Raw genomic sequence first — 21,787 nt, forward strand, 5'->3', positions numbered from 1 at the left:
AGCCGATTCTTTATTTCCTCATAAAAGATGGCAATGCAAAGCTAGCTTGTAAAATTTCTTGATTAAAATATTTCGTCGTTTGCTCGTAGTTTGGTGCAATGAATGCCTCGTGCTGCTTTGAGGCAAGGGTGAAACTCCATAGTCCGCCTGGATAAGTAGGGACAACAGCTACATATTGCTTCGTAATTGGGAATAGTTGCTGCAAGGAGCGGTGCGTATTTTCCATCACCTCGCGATAAAAGAGAGGTGATTCACTTTGACACACCATTAAGCCATCTTCTTTCAGTGCATGAAACACATTTTCATAAAAATCAAATTCAAATAATTGCGCTGCTGGTCCAACAGGATCGGAGGAGTCGACAATGATGACATCAAATTCGTTTTTATGCTCTTTCATATATTGAATGCCATCTTTGAAAAGGTAATGAATGCGTTCATCCTCAACCCCTGCTGACACACCTTTCAAATGCTCCTTGCTCGCTTGCACAACTAGCTCATCAATTTCACAAAAATGGAGCTGCTCCACTTGTTTGTATTTCATGATTTCTCGTGCGGCACCACAATCTCCGCCACCGATAATTAACACTTTTTTCGGATGGGGATGGATATGCAATGGGACATGAGTAATCATCTCATTATAAATATATCCATCCTGTTCAGTCGATTGCACGACTCCATCTAATACTAGCATTCTACCAAAATCATATGTATCAAGAATCATAATATGTTGATACGATGATTGAGCCGTATAGATGATTTCTTTGACCCGATAGCTCACCTTTAAATTGTCACGATCATCTTCCACTAACCACATCTCTCCATTGATTTCGTGAATATATGGTGGGACGCTTGTTTTTGGCATAATATAACCCCCTATAATTTACTTTTATACCATTCATATTAGTGAATTGTTTGATAGATGGCAAGATAATAGGTGCCTGTCACTCCCCGAGTTTTGTCGAATGACGGCTAGTTTGCTTTTTTCCCAATAAATTAGTACCGATCACTCCGGCAAGAATCACTGCCGCACCAATGAGGTGATAATACTGAAGCGTTTCATTTAAGAAGATTACACCAGCTATGATCGTCACTAAAGTGGCTAAATTGCTAAACACACTCATTTTCGATGCTTCGATTTTAGACAAAGCATAATTAGATAAAAAAGATGTGCAAAGCGAGGAGAGCACCCCTAAATACAAGACAGCACCAACGAATTTAAGGCTTAAAAAAGGCGAAAAAAAGTGAGCCAAAGATTTTTCCATGAGATGGTTCGTTATGGCGACGCCGTTGAACGAAATAAATCCAAAGAAGGTTATGGCATAAGTTAAAGTAAATAGAGAATACTGCTTCGTTAATTTTCTAGCTAATACGTTATAACAGGCAGAGGATAAGGCAGATAAAAGAATGAGCATGACTCCTTTAAAACTGTAAGTCTCTACATTCAAACCATTCATAGTGAAAATATAGATGACACCAGCTACAGATAAAAAGATGAAGAACTTTTGCCGCATGCTTGACCGTTCTTTTAGAAAAATAGTAGCTAGAATCAATGTGAAAATCGGAATGGTCGCTTGGATAATCCCCGCTTCAGAAGAAGTCGTGTACACAAGACCAAACACTTGAAAAGCGAAAAATAGCGTCGGATATAGCAGTGCTAACGGAAGGATTGGCAAGACATTTTTCATTGTTATTTTTATTTTGACCTTCTTTAGTAAAATCGGAATGGTTGCGAAAACGAAAGCAATGGTAAATCGATGGGCTAACGTATCAAGCGGACTCGCTTCTGTTAGCGCGATTTTTACAAACATAAACGAGAAACCAATAATCAAAGTATATAAGAGAGCCGCCATGTAGGGTTTTTTATGTGTTGTCATTTGTTCAATCTCCTTTTCTATGAACCGGCCGGGTAACTATATCGTATGAAAAGAGGAGATCGCATACAATAACAATAAAAGCAATCTGTAACGGTACAGTTCGCAAGGAGGAAATGATGTATAAGTATTTGTCGCTACTAAATGAGTTAGAGTCAATGATTCAAACAGAGCGGTTGAAAGAGGGGGAAAAACTTCCCTCGATCCGCGTCTTATCTGAACGATATTCATGCAGTAAAAGTACAGCAATAAAAGCTCTTCAAGAACTAGAAAAAAGACATATGGTGTACTCTGTCCCGAAGAGTGGATATTATGTTGTCAAAAAAAGATTTGATGACCAGTCTTATCAAAAAGAAGAGATTGATTTTGCCACTTCTGCACCAGATTGGCATCAGTTTCCCTATGTAGATTTTCAACATTGTATTAATAAAGCAATAGATACGTACCAACAAGAATTATTTGTCTATGGAACACCAAAAGGCTTGCCTTCCTTGATCAAAGTAGTGCAAAAACAGCTGGAACAATATCAAGTGTTTACAAAAACAGAAAATATTTTTATTACATCGGGTGTTCAGCAAGCACTGTATATTTTAAATGTGCTCGAATTTCCGAATAACAAAGCAAAAATATTAGTGGAGCAACCGACCTATCATTTATACCTTGAACATATTCATGTTTACCAATTGCCCACTATTGGGATCAAAAGAACAGTGGACGGGATTAATCTAGAAGAATTAGAGAGAATTTTTAGCAGCGGAGAGATTAAATTTTTTTACACGATGCCGAGATTTCATAACCCGTTAGGAACGTCTTATTCTAAAAGGGAGAAAGAAGAGATTCTGAGACTGGCTGTGAAATATGATGTGTACATCGTCGAGGATGATTATTTAGCGGACTTTGAGCAAGATTCGAAGGTAGACCCCATTTTCTCTTATGATACAAATGATCGCGTCATTTACTTAAAAAGCTTTTCAAAAATCATGTTTCCTGGGCTTCGAGTGGGCGTGGCGGTGCTACCTGAACCATTAATTGAGAAATTCGGACAATATAAAAGAGTGACAGATATTGATAGCTCCATGATTTCACAAGCAGCTTTAGAAATTTACATAAAAAGCGGCATGTTCGATCGGCATAAAAGTAAGGTACGCCATTCTTATATAGCTCGTTCTAATGCGCTGTACGAGGCGCTTGAAAAATACATAGCATCAGACAACTTTCACCGTCCTTCTTCCTTATGTATGAAGGCACATCTTTCTGTGCCGAATGATGTGAATATTAACAGACTGATTCAAAATTTAAGGAGCAAGCAAGTACGGTTAGACACAATGGCTGGAAATTATTTAAGTGATGTTCATCGAGAAAAAATCATCAAGCTAAACGTATCCAATGTGGACGAGTCAAAAATTGAGCAAGGAGTGCGGCTCATTGTACAAGAAATAAATAATAGTAGGGGGCATCTTTTCTTTTGATATAATTTTGGGTAGAGCGAAAAGAGGTGGCTATATGAAGAAAACAATTGGTATTTTGGCACATGTTGATGCTGGGAAGACGACTTTTTCGGAACAGCTTTTATTTCATACGAAGAGCATTAAACAAAGAGGACGGGTTGATCATCAAGAGGCGTTTTTGGATCACCATGAACTAGAGCGGCAAAGAGGGATTACGGTATTTGCTGATCAAGCAGTAATGTCTTATCGTGACTCAACCTATTATTTAATCGACAATCCGGGACATGTCGATTTTTCGGCAGAAATGGAGCGGTCGATTCAAGTATTAGATTATGCGATTGTGCTCATTAGTGCGGTCGAAGGAATCGAGGGTCATACGGAAACAGTGTGGCAGCTGCTTCGCAAACATAACATTCCGACGTTTTTCTTTATTAATAAAATTGATCGGGTCGGGGCTGATGTGAAAGGTGTGTTAGAAGAACTGCGGAGTGAATTCTCTCCAAATATTTGTGAGATGCCAGACTCTTTTCATCCAATGGAAATGGACGAAGAGATGATTGAGTTTTTTGCGGAGCGAGATGAGCAGCTATTGGAGAAATATATGGAAGAAGGATATGAGCCTGATTTGTGGCTGACGACGATGAAAAAATTCATTCAAAACGGTGAGCTATTTCTATGTGCAAGCGGCTCCGCTTTGCAAGACGTTAGTGTCCGCGAATTTTTTGACGTGTTTGATCAGCTAACGGACACTCACTTTCCAGAAGCTGAGCCGTTTTCTGGTCGTGTGTACAAAGTTCGTCATGAGGACAATGGTACGAGAATCACGTTTATGAAGGCGTTGAGCGGTACGCTGCGTGTTCGTGATGAAATCAACTACGGCGATGCGACCGAAAAGGTGACACAAATTCGAAAGTATAATGGACAAAAATTTCAAGCAGTCGATCAAGTTAGCGCTGGAGAATTGTTTGCGGTTGTCGGACTAACAAAAGCAGCAGCTGGCGATGGTGTCGGTACGTTAACCGAAAAAGCAGTGTATGAAATGGTGCCAACGTTAAAGTCGAAAGTGATGGTCGAGACAAATGTTCATATGAAAGAAGTGCTGCGCTACTTTCAAATACTTGATGCAGAAGACCCGGCGTTAGCGGTGACTTGGGATGAGTCTTTGCAACAGATTCACATTCATGTGATGGGACCGATTCAATTGGAAGTGCTAAAGCAAGTCGTGAAAGAGCGCTTTGGCTTCGATGTTTCATTTGCCGAGCCGAATATTTTATATAAAGAGACGATTGAGACAGCGGTGATCGGGTACGGACATTTTGAGCCGCTTGGTCATTATGCTGAGGTACAGTTAAAACTAGAACCCGCTGCTAGCAACAGTGGCATTCATTTTGAAAATGCTTGTCATCCGAATGATTTGCCAGTCGGGAACCAAAACCTTGTTCGTCATCATCTGTTTGAAAAGGAGCATCGAGGGGTGCTGACAGGTTCGCCATTAACGGATTTTAAAGTGACCTTGCTCAATGGTCGAGCGCATCCGCAGCACACATCGGGTGGAGATTTTCGTGAGGCGACGATTCGCGCTTTAAGACAAGGACTTGAAAAAGCGAGAAATGTTTTGTTAGAGCCTTTTTATCAGTTTAAAATCAAAGTCGATATCGACCAGATGGGCAAAGTGTTAGCTGATATTCAAACGGCTCATGGCTCTTTTGAACCTCCGATTACAGAGGGAAATAAAGCGACCTTAATCGGCAAAGTGCCCGTCGTGACTTTTATGCATTACAGTACGGAACTTGCGGCATTCACCCAAGGAAAAGGGCGGATTCACTTAAGCTTTGGCGGCTACGATCACTGCCACAACGAAGCGGAAATAATCGAAACCATCGGCTACAACAAAGACGCCGATCCCGACTACACCTCCTCCTCCATCTTCTGCTCCAAAGGCCAAGGCTACAGCGTCCCTTGGGATCAAGTAGAAGGTGCCTGTCACTGCCCGATTTTTGTCGAAAAATAAGGGTGGAAATGGATGGGCGTATCAGTTAAAATAAGAACATACGTTTCTGTTTCAACTAAATTTTGATTGAGAGAAAGGAAGAGAGTCCATGTCTAACCATCATCCACTTCATTTACCAAAGGAATTAGAGCTGTATCGTGAGGAGCTTGAACAATCGGTTCAGTCAGTTGTGAGAATAGAGGGAAGCTGCACATCTACTACTCTGTTTGAAAGCAAATTTGCCGGTCACCCATATTTGCCTAAGTCGATCGAGCATCCAAAAGGTGAAGACGGCGTACCGCTTCGTTTGTTAGCACAAATTAATTTTGCAGACGTACCGCACATCGAACACTTTCCTGAAAAGGGCATCTTGCAATTTTACATTGCCGCAAATGATGACTTATTTGGAATGGACTTTGATGAGCCAACGAGTCAAACGAACTTTCGCATTCTGTACCACGCAGATATTACAACAGATGAATCCAAGCTTGTGACTGATTTCAGCTATATGGAAGAGCTAGACGAGGAGTATTTTCCTGTTGAAAAGGAAGTAAAACTGTCATTTACGCGAAATGAAGAGCCGATTTCTGATGGAGACTATCGTTTTGAACACCTTTCGATTGATTTAGATCAAGAGACGGCTGATGGAACAGACTTATGGGATATTTATACTGAGCATCTTGCAGGTATGGGTGCTAAAATCGGCGGCTATCCTTTCTTTACCCAAGAAGACCCGCGCAGCTATGAAGAACAATATCAGCAGCATAATATTTTATTGCTTCAAATCGACACAGATAACGATCTTGATATTATGTGGGGCGATAGTGGTGTCGGAAATTTCTTTATCAAGAAAGAGGATTTAGAGAAGCTTGATTTTTCTAATGTGATGTATAATTGGGATTGCTGTTGAGGGAGCTATAATAGAATGAAAAGCATAGGCTTGAATACATTAACGTATTTGAGCGTGTGCTTTTTTGCATGGTGATGAACTTCAAAGTATTGATTTTATGATAAAATAAAAACGGCTATTTTACAATCAAGAAGGGAGGAAAATGAATGCAAAAGATCAAACAAGGGTATAGCCTCTTTTTGCGTTTTTTTCCAAAGTTACAACAAGTTTTATTAAATGTTTCACTCGTTTTTCTTGCGATGATTTTATCTTTTTTATTAATAAAAGAGTTGTTCGTTTTCGGTCATATTTTAATAGCTGACGAGCAGGCAGATTACCAATTGTACCTAGCTAACATTTTAATTTTCTTTCTGTATTTTGAGTTTATCGCAATGATTGTGAAGTATTTCAAAGAAGAATACCACTTTCCACTTCGCTATTTCCTCTATATTGGCATTACCGCGATGATAAGATTGATCATCGTTGATCATGATGACCCGCTGCATACGTTATTTTACTCGCTTGTCATCTTAATTTTAATTGTTTCCTATTTTATTTTAAATTTCACTCCGCGAGATCGTCCGGATAGCAAGTGGTTTTTTAAGAAATAAGCACAGCGACATATCAGTTTAGTAACCACAAACCCCAGCAAGCACTCCTATTTATAAGGAGCACTTGTTGGGGTTTTTATCATCATTCCTCCACCGGATAAGCATAGGCAACGAAGCGTTCAGGGGCATTACCCACAAATCTAAATGGGTAGCAAGTGGTGACGACAAGCACTTCTTCTCCCATTTCTCTAATGACAGATGTGTCGTCTTCGTCTACGATTTCTGTTTGTTTGATGACATAAGAGTAGGAGCCATAGGGCATATGGACGGTGAATGTATCGCCGATTTCGATTTGATTGAATTCACGAAAAACGGTGTCTCGGTGGCCTGATAACACAATTTGTTCTCCTTGACCTGGATGAACCGATTGTGATAAATGTCCAATGCCTCTACTTAGTGAATCGGCATCTGTGCCTTCAATCACAGGGATCTCTTTGTCTAATTTCGGAATTTCAAGCGTGGAAAAAGCCTCATTTTCCTTCACTTTAAAAGTATCCACTGCCGCCTGGGTTGATGGTAACTCTTTATATTCTGCAATACGTGCCTCAGCTTCTTGCATGGACTCGTTTTGAAGCTTTTCACTTTGTAAAAACTGATAGGTAAATATGCCGATAAAAATAATTCCGGCTCCTAAAAAAAGGTTTCGTACCCATTTCAACAAAGTAATCTCCCCTTCCTATACTTTCATCTACATGAATGGGCCATTTCATTTTCATCATATCAGGACTGTGAAGAAAACGATACCCTCAGCTTTTCTTAAAATTACATACATTACTAAAAGCATAAATGATACTCAGATATTGATACCTTGTATTGAGTTTCGTTCGATATATAAATAGTGAAAAAGAGTGGTTTCACTGTTAATACACCTAAAATTATCGTCAAAGAGAAGTGCTAAAGAAATGTTTAGAAAGTGTAGAGACTGGTAGTTTATCGTTAATTATGAAAATGACAAATAGGTACTATTTAGTATTACTTGATTACAAGGTAAAAAAATTCTGAAACGGAGGATAACAAAGAAAAAATGAAAAATAAGATAGGAATCATTAGTTTGATCTTCATTTTGGTCTTACAAAACTTGATATATGGGACTGGATTCCCCACACGTATCAATGCAGCAGAGCTAGACGAAAGTATTTTGACCAATGTTACGATGACAGATTCAAGTGGCCAATTAATTGATGCTGACAAAAATAAAGAGTTTAAGCCCAATCGAGAAGCGAAGGTAGAGCTACATTACGAATGGGCTATTTCGGATGCCACTACGAAGGAAGGAGATACATTTACTTTCCAACTTCCGTCAGTTTTTCAGATTAATAGTGAAATCAATGGTTCATTATTAGCAAATGATCAAACAGACGTTGGAGCTTATCGTGTTGATCCAAGTGGTCAAGTAACGATTACATTTAATCAAATGGAAGAAGGTCAAGCTGATGTTAGTGGAAAATTAAGCATTCCAGCTGAATTTGATCAAACAAATGTTAAAGAAAGCGAGATTCTTCCGGTTGTCTTTGATCTGAAAGGTAAAGAACAAACGATTCAAGTCGCTTTTCAATCAGAAGTTGAGACACCTGTTGAAAACAAAGACGATGAAAAGCCAGCAGAAGACGTAGAAAAAGTTGACCAGGAAGAGAAAGAACAAGTAAAAGAAGAAGAGCAAGAAGTCATAACAGATAAGGTTCCCGCAGCATCTGCGAAGATGACGGCAGAGGCAGCAAAAATCACAGAAAATATCATTATAGATGTTAATTTAACAAGTAAAGAAGGTATTGAAATTCACGCGGAGAACAATCCGGATAATCGTCCGATATTAGGGACGGAAGTTGGGGTGCATTATCAGTGGAGACTTCCAGACGGTCATAAGTATGGTGCTGGATCTACATTTGAATTTCAATTACCAGATGCCTTTGAACTGTTTAATGAGGTTGAGGGGAAGTTAGCTGTTGCAAATGGCGGAAGTGTCGGTACGTTTAAAGTCACACAAGATGGAAAAGTGATGATGACGTTTAATGAAAAAATAACCGATCGCTCCGATATTTACGGAGAACTTGAAATCTGGAGCATTTTCAGCGAAAGACTACACGGTGACACGAATCAAACGATTGAGTTTCCAACAGAGAGTGGAAAAGTGACGATACCTGTTCACTTTCAACCGAAGCCAGGTGAGACCATTGAAAAATCAGGTATCCCAAATACAGCTTACAATGCAAGCTCGATTGATTGGACAATTGATATCAATAAGCAGCTAGAAACAATTACGAATGCTGTAGTGAAAGATCCAATTCAAGATGGACAGGAATTACAGCCAGGCTCTATTCAAGTATTTGAATTAAGAGTAAATCTAGATGGTTCCACAACAGTAGGTAACCAAGTCGGTTCTGAAAAATATAAAATTGTACAAACTGCTGATGGCAAAGATTTTGAACTTCAGTTTCAAGACGAAACGATTAACAAAGCTTATCAGATCAAATATACAACAAATATTACTGATGCCGACCAAACAAGCTACAGTAATACCGCCACTTTATCAGGGGACAATATATCAGGTATTGACGCGATGAGCACAGTTTCTGTTGGACGTGGAAAACCGTTAGAAAAAAACGCAACAAACTACGATTCCCTAAATCAAACAATCGATTGGGAAATCAAGTATAACTACAACGAGAAAACCATTGCTAAAGATGACGCTTGGCTAGAAGATCTTTTCACCGATAGTCATCAATTAAACGGTAACTTTGAGGTTTATAAAGTTACTTTAAATGCGGATGGAGAGGAAGCATCCTCTGAACTAGTTTCTAATTACGCTAAAACAGAGCAAACGGCAGATGGGAAAAGTGGATTTAAGCTACAATTCGATCAAGACATCTCATCCGCTTACAAAATTGTTTATCAAACCGTTACAACAAAGCAAGTTTTTGACGGTGAGACTATTAACAATACTGTGAAATCACACGATACAGAAAAGAAAGCCACGCAAGATACATGGCAACAAATTCTTCATAAGTGGGATGGACAGGCGAATTATAAAGATAAAACTGTTGATTGGATTATCGATTTAAACGGGAACAACTTCAATATGACAGAGGGAGTTTTAACGGATACATTCCCGAATAGCGGGTTGGAGCTGATTGAAAAGTCCTTTGAAATTAGTGGTTTAACAAGAGACAAAGATTACAAGCTAGAAGCAAAAGATGGTGCGTGGAAAAACGGTTATACTATTACGTTCCTAAAACCACTTACTGAAAGACATACGATTACTTATACAACAAAGTTCGATAATGACTGGAAGGTAGACAAAACAAGAGCTGCTTTTGACAATCATGCTAATATGACTTGGAAAGATGGAGGCACACAAGAGCAGAAAAGCAAAGAGGCTACAGCTGTATTCAATCCAGATCAGTATACAGTCAATAATGGTTTTAAAAAAGGATCGTATAACGCACAAACAAAAGAAATCACATGGGGAATTGGTGTCAATTATAATTTAAAAGCGATCAATGACGCCAAAGTGGAAGATTTCATTTTACAAGGACAGAAGTTGGTTGAGGATTCACTGAAGGTTTATGAAGTTGAGCTTACTGGGGAAGCGGACGAAGTAAAAATAGGTGAGGAGCTAGCAACAGATCAATATAAGGTGGATTACTCTATTACAGATAAAGAAGGTAATCCAGGATTCCAAATTGATTTTGATAAGATTGAAGTTCCTTATTATGTTACGTATAAAACAAGCTTGAAGGATCAACTGATCGTAGAGAAATATGAAAATACGGCTACACTGTTTGATGGCAGCGACAAGTTGACCGATTTGAGTGCTAGCGTACCGGTTCAACATGGCGGAGAATACGTTGGCAAACAAGCTCAACAAAATGGAAAGCTAGTCGATTGGACGGTTCATATTAATCGAGGACAATCCCAAATTTCTAATGCCAAAATTACAGATACACCAAGTGCTAACTTAATCCTTTTAGAGAACTCTTTCCACTTATACAAAACAACGGTGGCTGAGAACGGAAACGTAACAAAAGGCGAAGAATTAATTAAAGATCAGGATTACAAGCTTGAAATCAAAACGGATGCTGATGATAAGCAATCATTTGAAATTAGCTTTTTGAATGATATTAATTCCGCTTATATTTTAGAATATCAAACGTTTATTAATGCGAAAAACGGAGATACCGTATCCAACGATGTGAAATTAACGGGTGAACAAATCACAACTGAAAATACACAAACAAGCGAAAAATTTGCTGTTAGGTTATCAGGTGGTAGCGGAACTGGATCTGGAGAGACCGGTAATTTAGTGGTAACGAAGGTCGATGCAGCGAATAAAGACAAGCTGTTACCTGGAGCGACTTTTACCCTTTATGACAGCAAAGGTGAAATTGAGATTAAAACAGCGACGACAGATGCAGAAGGAAAAGTGACATTTAAAAATCTGTTGTATGATGACTATTTATTGAAAGAAGACTCTGCTCCTGAAGGATATGTAGTTGGCATTCATGAAGCAGGTCAAGTCGTGACTATTGATGCAGCGGAAGTGAATAAAACGGTTGAAAACAAGAAAATTATTCGTTCAGTGGAATTGACAAAAACGGATGATGAGCTATCTTCTTTATTGCTACCGGATGCTGTGTATAAGCTGCAATATCACAATGGAACGGATTTCGAAGACACATCGCATTCTGAGATTAAAACTGATGCGAATGGGAAAGTCGTCATCGACGATTTAAAACCGGGAAATTATCAATTCATTGAAACGAAAGCTCCGTTCGGTTACGAATTAGATGCGACACCGATTCCATTTACGATTGAAGCAAATCAAACAGAAATGGATCAAGTTAGTCATACAAATAAGATCATTTTAGGTGATGTTGAACTAACGAAAGTGGACGAATACGATCATAAACTCACTTTAAAAGATGCTGAATTTGAGGTGCAAGACAAAGATGGAAAAGTCATCAAAGACAAGCTAACAACGAATGAAGAAGGGAAATTGCTTGTAGAAGACTTGCGCCCTGGTGACTATCAATTCGTGGAAACGAAAGCTCCAGCTGATTATGAGCTGAATGCGAAGCCACTCGAATTTACGATTGTCAAAGGTCAAACAGAAACATTGAAAGTAGATTTTGAGAATAAATTAATTCCAGGTGCCGTAGAATTAACGAAAATTCATAAAGGCAATCCTGCTATTACTTTAAAAGATGCCGAATTTAAGATAATTAATAAAGACGGCAAATTGATGCAAGAAAAGTTAAAAACAGACGATAAAGGGAAATTGCTCGTAAAAGATTTGCGCCCTGGAGATTATCAACTCGTGGAAACGAAGGCCCCAGCAGGCTATGTATTGAATACGAAGCCAGTGGATTTCACGATTGATAAAAGCCAAACAGAAACGATAAAATTGACGTTTGAAAATCAATTAATTCAATGGCCAAGCTACGAATGGGATCAAGGTCAAGTTGAGTTAATGAAAGTAGATAAAGACAATCCGAAGAAGCCATTAGCGGGAGCAGTCTTCACGTTAAAGGATCAATATGGCAATACCCTTAAAGAAGGTTTAACAACGGATGAAAACGGAAAAATAGTTGTGAAAAACTTGAAACAAGGTACGTACAAATTCGTTGAGACGAAAGCGCCATTTGGCTATGAATTGAATCAAACACCTGTTGATTTTGTTATCGTTAACTATCAAACAGAGATGACTCAAGTAACTTTCACAAATGAGCTTTCTACAGGTGCTGTTGAGTTAACAAAAGTAGACGAAGCAGATAAAAAATTGAAATTAGCAGGAGCAGTCTTCGAATTACAAGATCCAAGTGGAAAAGTATTAAAGAGTGATTTATCGACGAATAAAGAAGGTAAATTACTTGTTACAGACCTGAAGACAGGAGATTATCAATTCGTGGAAACGAAAGCGCCAGCGGGTTATGTACTAGATTCAACTCCGCTTAAGTTTACGGTTGAAAAAGGGCAGAAGAAAACGTTAGCTGTCACTCTTGAGAATAAAACGGCTGAAGGTGCTGTCGAGTTAACAAAAGTAGACGAAGCAGATAAAAAATTGAAATTAGCAGGAGCAGTCTTCGAATTACAAGACCCAAGCGGAAAAGTACTAAAGAGTGATTTATCGACGAATAAAGAAGGTAAATTACTTGTTACTGACTTGAAGCCAGGAGATTATCAATTCGTGGAAACGAAAGCGCCAGCGGGTTATGTACTAGGTTCAACGCCGCTTAAATTCAAGGTTGAAAAAGGGCAGAAGGAAATGTTGGCTGTCACTTTTGAGAACAAAGCAGTTGAAGGCGCTGTTGAACTAACAAAAGTAGACGAAGCGGATGAAAAATTGAAATTAGCCGGAGCGGTCTTCGAATTACAAGATCCAAGCGGAAAAGTACTAAAGAGTGATTTATCCACGAATAAAGAAGGTAAATTACTTGTTACAGACTTGAAGCCGGGAGATTATCAATTCATTGAGACGAAAGCGCCAACGGGTTATGTACTAGATTCAACGCCGCTTAAGTTTACGGTTGAAAAAGGTCAAACTGAAATCAAACAGTTAACAGTTAAAAACAAAAAGCAAAAAGATGACGTGCCGGACAGTTCCGGTGGAGGTACAGGAATAGGGATAGCTCCTAATGACCCTAACAATCCTAACGGTAGCAATACAAATGATTCTAACAAGAATCCTTCAAACTCTAATGAACAAGGAGATAAGGGAAGTCTTAACAATCTTTCAGATAATGTTAAGCCATCTGACTCTAACAATAAGTTGCCGAACACAGCAACCAATATGTACACATGGTTAGCTATCGGGATTGGTTTACTATTGTTAGCATTTATCCTTATGTTGGTTACTAGAAGAAAAACGAATCAGTAGGAATTTGTTACTCTCCAATTTATTTGAATAAAAAAGCAAAGTGCCGAGCGTTGAAGCCGGCACTTTGCTTTTTTCTATAATCTTTATAACTTGAATGTCAAAATCATCTTTTGAAGATCTTCTGCCATGTCTGCTAAAACAGCGGCAGAAGTGGCGATTTCTTGCATGGAAGCTAATTGTTCTTCAGAAGCCGTGGAGACATTTTGAGTTCCTACAAGTGTGTGGTTTGACACATCTGAGATTTGGTTAATAGATTGAACTACATCGGTTGTGCTTTCTGTTATCTGATTCGAAAAAGCAAGAACTTCGAGATTTTTTTCTGCTACTTCATTTAAATCATTTTTAATTTCGGCAAAGTGTTGACCTGCCGCATAGACGATTTGAACGCCATCATTCACTTCTTTTTGTCCTTTTTCCATCATGTTGATTGAAGTGACTGTATCGGATTGCATATTTGAAATTAATTCAGTAATTAGCTTAGCCGATTCGGAGGATTGCTCCGCTAAATTGCGTACTTCGTTTGCCACAACTGCAAATCCTTTTCCTTGTTCACCTGCACGTGCAGCTTCAATCGCTGCATTCAAAGCTAATAAATTGGTTTGTGCCGCAATACTAGAAATCGCTTCTACAATCTGATCAATTTCTTTCGAACGTTCGCCCATTCCTTTGATAGATTTTGACAAGTCTAACATCGTTTTATGAATGGATTCCATTTGTTTTACCGTCAATTGAATGGTTTTGTTACCAGATTCGGCTTTATCTAAGGCTTGTTCTGATAAGGCGGAAGTATTTTTAGCGTGCAAAGCGATTTGATCTACATTTGTGGAAAGCCTATTCGTATTTTGAATCGTTTCTTCAATCACGTTCATTTGTCGCTCAGCGCCTACTGCTACCTCGTCAATATTCGTTGTAATATGACTAGATGCTCGACTAGATTGTTCAGCACTTGCCGTCAACTCTTCTGATGCAGCAGAAACTTGAGCTGAACTTTCGCTAATTTTCTTGACGAGCTGTCGTAAATTTTGTTGCATTTTATTTAAGTTGTCAGCTAAATTACCGGTTTCGTCAGAGTTGATGATGTGAAGCTTCTCTAGGCTTAAATCTTCATGTGCGATTGCTTTCACTTGATCTGTTATTAAGTTGATCGGGCGATTGATGCGATTGGAAATGAAAATAGCTATTCCAACGGTAACAATAGCTGATATGAAAAAGACAATTGCGCTGTATACCTTCATTTTGTCGGTTGCGGATAAAATCTTTTCCATAGGTGTGACAAAGTAAAGACCATAATTAGATAATTGAATGGGGGCAGACGAAACTAACATTTCATTCTTTTTGTTACCAACTGTAGAGTAACCGCTAGATGTCTTCCCTTCTTCTAGTGTTGTTACCCATTCAGTATCTAGTCCAGACTCTGTTAAGGATTTACCGATCAGATCAGCATTTGGATGAGCTTGAATAATATTGGCGTTGTCAATTAAAATGGGCTTCATGTCTGAGTTTTTAACTTGTAAATATTTCTCTGATAGTCGGTCGAAATTTAAGGTAGCAATGAAGACGCCGATCACTTGTTTAGAGTTTGATTTAGAGTAAACAGGCGTAGAGATCGTGATCATTCGATTTCCTGATACGTTTGAAGTTAATACACCTGTAATAGTCTCTTCGCCACGCATTCCTCTTTGAAAGTATTCTCTTTCAGCAAGTGATTGTTTGTTAATTTGTTTTTCGGTTGTGTGTGCTCTGACCATTCCTTTTGCATCAATGAAAACGACGGCTTCGTACGTAGGGTCTTGTGCTTTGATTGCATTTGCTAGTTGTAGCTGTTTTTTCTGATTTAATGAAGTGATTTCCTCTGTGTGTGCAGCTAGTTTAATTTCACTTAACCGACTTCCTAACCATTCTTCAATTCCTTTTGAGGTGCTCTCTGTAAATTGTTGCATAGAGCGTTCTTCTTGTTTCACAACTTGATTTACTGATGTTTGATAAATAACGAAAGCTACAATAGCCATTGGAATAATACTGACTAATAAAAAACTTTGGATCAATTTTTGTTTGATAGATACTTTGATGTCTATATTTTTCATAGTTAGCCCTCCTCATCATAATACTACCTATCAACCTATATATCGGTTTAATTTTCCAAAAATATAGGTCTTTAAGTCTTTGAATGTGTATATATTATGTCAGAGAGGTGCCTGTCACTCCCCGGTTTTTGTCGAATGATCAATGCATAGGATTCAGTGTTTCGGATATCCTAAGGGTGATCATGTACAATGGGAGGATTCCTATGAATACACGCTATTGTTGTCCGAACTGTCAAACGAATCGATCGCGCTTCAATGTTATTAAGCAAGTAGCTCGTGCGGTGAAATTAAATCCACAAACTGGTGATGTGATGGAAAGTATGATTGATCCAGGGCCGTTGCATATTGCTTATAATGGACCAGAAAAAAGAGTACAGTGTGCGGTCTGTGGATTAATTGACGATGAACGATTGTTTATTAAATTTGGTGAGAAATAAAGTGCCAAGCGTTAAAGCTGGCACTTTATTTTTTTGCATGAAATACTTTGACGATTGCCAAGAAAGTGTTTACGTCAAAATAGCGATGAACGTCTTCACATAATTTTTCTTTCAAAAAGGATTGATTGTATTGAAAGATGAGTTGATAGAATATAAATAATAGTTTGAATCACCGGTATCTTTGGGTAAAGGTAAGGTAACAAGGAAGCAAGACGAATAAGGGAGGGATGACACATGAAAAAACTTTTTCCAGTAATATGGTTAGTGTTCACCTTTGTTCTGATCGTTGGGGGTGCTAGTGAGATAGAAGCGAGTCAGGGGGATAACGGGAAAGAAAAGGAGCAAAAAAAGGCAGCTTTTTTAGGAGGGAAATGGAACGTTAAAGATGTAGGACTAGTGAAACCTGTCCTTCAATCGGGGGAGATGGGAGTCAGCCCTTCATTAAGCGAGAGTGAGGAGAATGTTCCGCTTGTTCAAGAGGTTCGTTTCTTTTATCCGAATATAGAGGCTGACGGGTTAGAATACAAAACGAAAAAAATTAGCTTTATGACGAATGATATCATGAGAAAGAAGCTAGAGGAGGCTTATAAACAGCCGGTTGATCCTTCGCTTGGAAAGGTTTTCTCGAAAAACACAACAATTAATAGCCTCTATTTAAATAAAGATAGCATCGTGTATATCGATTTAAATCAAGCGTTTATGAATGAAATGAATGCGGGAGCGGGCTATGAGTCACTAATTTTGCAAAGCGTTGCCAACACATTTGGTCAATATTATAATGTCGAAAAAGTGATATTGACAATCGATGGGGACTTGTATGAATCAGGCCATATTTCGATGGAAAAAGGTGAGTATCTTCGCGTGCAAAATTAAGTGCCAAACGCCAATTTTAAGAATTGGCGTTTGGCACTTTTAAGATTGTCATTCGATAACTTTAGGGATTTTAAAAGTAATTTCTGTTCCTCCATCAAGTGAACTTTTTATTTGCAGTCCTTCGCCGTAAATTCGTTTGAGACGTTTATTGATATTGATCAAGCCGACTTCTTTTCTTTGAGGTACTCTTTCATCAAGCACTTGTTTCCATCTCTCTTCTTTCATACCGACTCCATCGTCAATAACAGCGATTGTCGTGAAGGTTGGGTGATCCGTAATGCGAATCCAAACAGTTCCGCCTTGTGCTTTTTTTAGAATTCCGTGTTGGACAGCATTTTCTACTAACGGCTGAATAGACAAGGGAGGAATCTCTAACGTTAATGTTGCGTCTGTTTCCCAAATGACTTGCAAGCGATTGCCAAAGCGTTCTTTTTCTATATAAAGATAAGAACGCACTAGTTCAAGCTCATGTTCTATCGGAACGATACGTTCTAAATTTTTTACGTCAAAGCTTTTATGCAAATAATGCCCAAATTCGTTCAGAAGATGAACCATTCTCGATGAATCAATTGTGCCAAGTGATGCGATCGTATTTAATGTATTAAAAAGGAAGTGAGGCTGAATTTGTGCTTGTAGCCAGGCAGCCTCCATGCGAAGTCGTTCGCTAATGGCATGCTTTAAGTCAATAAGTGCTTGGCTTCGAACTTTTAATTCGAGCGAATTGATTGGTTTCGTCACATAATCATTTGCCCCTAAGGCGAAGCCAGTATACACATGCTCCGGATAACTTTTTGCTGTTAATAAAAGAATAGGAAGCTCTAACGCCGAATACTGTTCGCGGATTAAGCGCATTAACTCGTATCCGGATATTTTAGGCATCATGGCATCTAAAATAATTAAGTCCCAATCAATAACATTTAATAAGTCTAACGCTTCTTCACTAGTGGTGACGGTCACCACTTCATATTTCTCAGCCGGAAAAATAGCACGAATGACTTTCAGAGTAACAGGATCATCGTCTATTGCCAAAATCATAAAACAATGCCCATCAGTTGGCTTTTCTTGTAGCTGTGAGAGGTCAGTGACAGCAACTTCCTCATTTAAGTCCACTTCTCGTATTTCAGATGGCTGTATTTGTTCTTCAGCTATCGGCAACGTAAAAATAAACGATGAATCTTGAGTATGTAAGGACCCGCCGTGCAATTCAATTAATTGCTTGCAAACCTTCAATCCAAGCTCTTCACTATGTTCGGGTACTTTTCGTCCTGCGCTTGTAGAAAGTCCGGAACTTTTTATTTGAATCGTTGCTGTGTGATCGTTACAGTCTGCTTCCACAACAATAGAGCCTTCATTTGTATACTTCATCGTATAATGCAACAAGTTAAATAGAATTTGAATTAGTCGTTGCTCATCTGCTCGCACATGAGGAAATGAGTCCGGAATGGTTGATACTAATTGAATGTTCTTCCCATCAGTAATAAATCTTAAAATATCGAATACACCAAATAGGGCGGCATGAATGTTCGTGCTTTTCGGATCAATTTGAATCGCTTGTTCTTTTAATCGAGTGAAATCGAGAAGGTCGTTAAGCATAAATGACATGCTGCGACCGATATCGATGAGCAGTTTTAAATCGTTTTTGTCTGCTAAAGGGATCGACCCTTTGTTGCGGTTATGGATCATTTGAGCGATCGTAATCATCTCATTGAGAGGATTCCATAATTGTTGAGAACTATTGCTGAGAAATTCATCTTTTTGCTTATCGGCTTGCTGGAGCTGATGAACAAGCATTTTCGATTCTTCGTTCATTTGTTGAAAACGTTTAAACCAAAAGAAAGAAAATCCGAGAAAAGCAAATAGATAATCAAATGGATAGAATGGTATTTCGTACGTGCTAACATTCTTAATGATGACCCAAATGATACCGGATGTTGTACTTAAGGCAGTTAAAGCTAGAAAAAAAGATTCTTCCTGCTTTTGGACATATAACTTCAAAGCTAGAATGATGACTGTCACAAAAGAGCCAAGATACAAGAAAGAAAAGAACGTCTCTGCAAAAAAGATGAAGCGGATCGGCAAGATGAAAATGTACAAAGCGCATAGGCCGTATAATATATTCAACCAATGAAAGACTCTCGCTTTTTTATACACCGTTAATAAACTCCTCATCAAGTGCACGAAGAAAAAGGCAGACACAAGGTATACAAATTGCGTGACTTTTATCGACCAATCATAATCAAGATGCAACCACGTAAGTACCGATTTATTATAATTAATCAATTCATCAAGCGCCGTAAAGAGAAAACCCACTGTGAAAAGAAGAAGCATCTTTTTTCGATAAATGAAAAGATAAATCAATATCGTATGTAGCGCGTACAAAAGCAGCACAATAATGATCATCATTGTTAACGTTTTATTCGACTGTTGTTCATGAATGATCGATGTGTCAGAACCAAATGTAATTGATTTCTCAATGCCCGCCTGTTCAGGTGTATCGAAATTAGATACTTGCATGACGAGTTCGATTTCATTTTGATTCGTTGTAAAAAAAGCTGAATAGGAATGATATTGTCCTTGATGCTGATGGCTTGTTTTGGCTACTTCACCCGCTTGAGCGATGAGGTTGCCATTAACAAATACTTTAGAAGCGGTGTTGGCAAGTGGAACCCGAATTCCGTACGTTTGCTTTTGGTCTTGATTTAGTAGAATTCGCAATCTGTACGTACCAAATTGGTTATGAATTTCCTGGTTTCCTCTCGTCGGTACGGAAACGATCTCGGTATCCGAAGAATTCAATCCGAGCTCCGATGAAAACTCCCACTCCCCATCTAGCGGAATTGAATAATCATCCGTTAACTTCGTATTTCGAAGATCCAAAACGCCTTCTTTAGCGAGCGGAGAATCAGGCGTAGCATGATAGGCTACCCAAGCAAGACGAAGACAAGTAAGCACAAGCAAAGTGATACATATAATTAGAACCGATTTCAATCTAGCATTATGAAAGTTAAACAAAATAGAAACAATCCTTTTAGTAGTTATTTGTACCAAATATAGCAAATATGATTAGTGCCTGTCACTCTGATATTTGTCAAAAAACACTCTTGACTATTAAGTGAATTTTCAGTATTATTTTAAAAATGATCAAAAATTAATATAGCATTGATTATTTCGTCATTTAACGACTAATAAACGACGAATAATTAAGGGGGGAGAAAATAGAATAGCTAAACTTTAATTTAAACGAACGATCGGAGGAGTCCTATTGAAAACAACTACTAATGTAGAAAACAATTTAAACGAAAGAAAAAAGAAAATTCCACATACTTATGCCATTATTTTTTGTATTATGATCATAGCTGCAATAGCTACATATTTTGTTCCAGCAGGCCAGTTTGAACGTACAGAGGTAGATGGAAGAACAGTTGTTGTGAAAGATAGTTATCAAGTTGTTGAGTCTAACCCTACTACTTTTTTTGAATTGTTCAAGGCTATACCCGAGGGGATGGCTAGCGGTGCAACGATCATTTTCTATATCTTTTTAGTTGGAGGGGCTTTTGGTATTATTCGTGCGACAGGTACGATTGAAGCTGGAATTTATAAAGCGGTACTTAAACTAGAGAAACGTGACAAGTTACTTATTCCAATCACGATGATCCTATTTTCTATTGCTGGTGCGACTACCGGGATGGCAGAAGAAAGTATTATTTTTGTACCAATTGGTATCGCAATTGCACGTGCATTAGGCTATGATGCTGTCACAGGTACAGCGATGATTAGTTTAGGGGCTGCTAGTGGATTTATTGGTGGAATGATGAACCCTTTTACAGTAGGGGTGGCTCAATCAATAGCTGAAGTACCGATGTTTAGTGGAATTGGCTTTCGTTTCGTCGTCTATTTATTTGTTATTTCTCTAGCAATCTGGTACGTGATGAGATATGCATCAAAAGTGAAAGCCGATCCATCATGTAGTGTCGTATATGATATTGAAATGAAAGAAATGAATAAACGGCAAAGTGCTCAACAAGCAGATCAATTTACTAAGTTTACAAAAAGGCATGCACTCATATTATGTATTATCATTAGCGGACTAGCCTTTAATATGTATGGTGTATTTAATTGGGATTGGTATTTAACAGAATTAACAGCTTCTTTCATTATTATTGGTTTTGCTTCTGGTATTGTTAGCGGAATCGGTATTAATAACATGTTTGATGCCTTTGTAGATGGAATGAAACTAGTTGCTTTTGGAGCACTCATTGTAGGATTTGCAAGAGCGATTTTAGTGATTTTGGAAAGTGGCTTCATTATCGATACAATTATTCAAGGGTTGACGTCTGTTATTAGCTCTCTTCCGAATACATTAAATGCTGTCGGAATGTTTTTTGTGCAAGTATTCGTTAACTTTTTTATTCCTTCGGGGAGTGGGCAAGCAGCGACAACTATGCCAATTATGACACCATTAGCTGATTTGTTAGGAATTTCAAGACAAGTAGCTGTTTTAGCTTTTCAATATGGGGATGGTATTACGAATTCGATTATCCCGACATCTGCCGCATTAATGGGCTACCTTGCAGTTGCGGGAATCCCGTATGAGCGTTGGGTGAAATTTGTATGGAAGCTCATTGTTGGCTGGTTAATCATTGCGATTGTCGCTTTAATTGTAGCTGTACAAATGGGTGTATAATTAGAAAACTACTAGTTTGAACGATA

General features: G+C 38.4%; 13 protein-coding genes. 8 read left to right on the top strand and 5 right to left on the bottom strand.

The features are described 5' to 3' along the window. Positions 1–10 precede the first annotated feature (10 nt). Both speE and ACSVDJ_RS03610 read right to left on the bottom strand, forming a co-directional pair. Positions 11–862 (bottom strand): polyamine aminopropyltransferase, encoded by an 852-nt coding sequence (gene speE / locus ACSVDJ_RS03605; RefSeq protein ID WP_439170111.1) that lies wholly within the window; start codon positions 860–862, stop codon positions 11–13. Between the two features lie 79 nt (positions 863–941). Then, positions 942–1,874: a DMT family transporter gene (locus tag ACSVDJ_RS03610; protein ID WP_439170112.1), complete on the bottom strand. Its 933-nt coding sequence runs from the start codon at positions 1,872–1,874 to the stop codon at positions 942–944. A gap of 116 nt (positions 1,875–1,990) precedes the next feature. Here ACSVDJ_RS03610 and ACSVDJ_RS03615 point away from each other — a divergent pair, with 116 nt between their 5' ends. The 4 genes from ACSVDJ_RS03615 (at position 1,991) to psiE (ending at position 6,809) form a co-directional block, all read left to right on the top strand. Further along, entirely contained in the window at positions 1,991–3,340 is a 1,350-nt protein-coding gene (locus tag ACSVDJ_RS03615; protein ID WP_439170255.1) for an aminotransferase-like domain-containing protein, read from the top strand. Positions 3,341–3,374: 34 nt separating this feature from the next. After that, positions 3,375–5,330: a GTP-binding protein gene (locus tag ACSVDJ_RS03620; protein ID WP_439170113.1), complete on the top strand. Its 1,956-nt coding sequence runs from the start codon at positions 3,375–3,377 to the stop codon at positions 5,328–5,330. 88 nt (positions 5,331–5,418) lie between these two features. Beyond that, entirely contained in the window at positions 5,419–6,219 is an 801-nt protein-coding gene (locus ACSVDJ_RS03625) for a YwqG family protein (RefSeq protein ID WP_439170114.1), read from the top strand. A 146-nt stretch (positions 6,220–6,365) separates the two neighbouring features. Beyond that, positions 6,366–6,809: a phosphate-starvation-inducible protein PsiE gene (gene psiE, locus ACSVDJ_RS03630; RefSeq protein WP_439170115.1), complete on the top strand. Its 444-nt coding sequence runs from the start codon at positions 6,366–6,368 to the stop codon at positions 6,807–6,809. A gap of 82 nt (positions 6,810–6,891) precedes the next feature. Here psiE and srtD read toward each other — a convergent pair whose 3' ends face one another. Beyond that, on the bottom strand, positions 6,892–7,467 hold the full coding sequence (gene srtD, locus ACSVDJ_RS03635; RefSeq protein WP_439170116.1) for a class D sortase, LPxTATN-specific: 576 nt from the start codon (positions 7,465–7,467) through the stop codon (positions 6,892–6,894). Positions 7,468–7,833: 366 nt separating this feature from the next. Here srtD and ACSVDJ_RS03640 point away from each other — a divergent pair, with 366 nt between their 5' ends. Next, a complete protein-coding gene (locus tag ACSVDJ_RS03640) occupies positions 7,834–13,683 on the top strand; it encodes a SpaA isopeptide-forming pilin-related protein (protein WP_439170117.1) in 5,850 nt (1,949 codons plus the stop codon). An 83-nt stretch (positions 13,684–13,766) separates the two neighbouring features. On the opposite strand, the gene ACSVDJ_RS03645 is transcribed toward ACSVDJ_RS03640, so the two are convergent. After that, positions 13,767–15,767, bottom strand: coding sequence for a methyl-accepting chemotaxis protein (locus tag ACSVDJ_RS03645; protein WP_439170118.1), 2,001 nt, complete (start codon positions 15,765–15,767; stop codon positions 13,767–13,769). A 203-nt stretch (positions 15,768–15,970) separates the two neighbouring features. Between ACSVDJ_RS03645 and ACSVDJ_RS03650 the strand changes: the two genes are divergently transcribed. Both ACSVDJ_RS03650 and ACSVDJ_RS03655 read left to right on the top strand, forming a co-directional pair. Continuing rightward, complete coding sequence (locus ACSVDJ_RS03650) at positions 15,971–16,204, top strand: DNA alkylation repair protein (RefSeq protein WP_439170119.1); 234 nt, start codon at positions 15,971–15,973, stop codon at positions 16,202–16,204. A gap of 234 nt (positions 16,205–16,438) precedes the next feature. Beyond that, positions 16,439–17,077 (top strand): GerMN domain-containing protein, encoded by a 639-nt coding sequence (locus tag ACSVDJ_RS03655; protein ID WP_439170120.1) that lies wholly within the window; start codon positions 16,439–16,441, stop codon positions 17,075–17,077. Positions 17,078–17,125: 48 nt separating this feature from the next. On the opposite strand, the gene ACSVDJ_RS03660 is transcribed toward ACSVDJ_RS03655, so the two are convergent. Further along, a complete protein-coding gene (locus ACSVDJ_RS03660) occupies positions 17,126–20,089 on the bottom strand; it encodes a response regulator (protein WP_518620028.1) in 2,964 nt (987 codons plus the stop codon). 250 nt (positions 20,090–20,339) lie between these two features. On the opposite strand from ACSVDJ_RS03660, the gene ACSVDJ_RS03665 reads away from it, so the two are divergent. Next, a complete protein-coding gene (locus ACSVDJ_RS03665) occupies positions 20,340–21,761 on the top strand; it encodes a YfcC family protein (protein ID WP_439170122.1) in 1,422 nt (473 codons plus the stop codon). Positions 21,762–21,787 lie beyond the last annotated feature (26 nt).

The sequence above is a fragment of the Bacillus sp. Hm123 genome (genome assembly GCF_051842975.2).
Lineage (GTDB): Bacteria > Bacillota > Bacilli > Bacillales > Domibacillaceae > Bacillus_CE.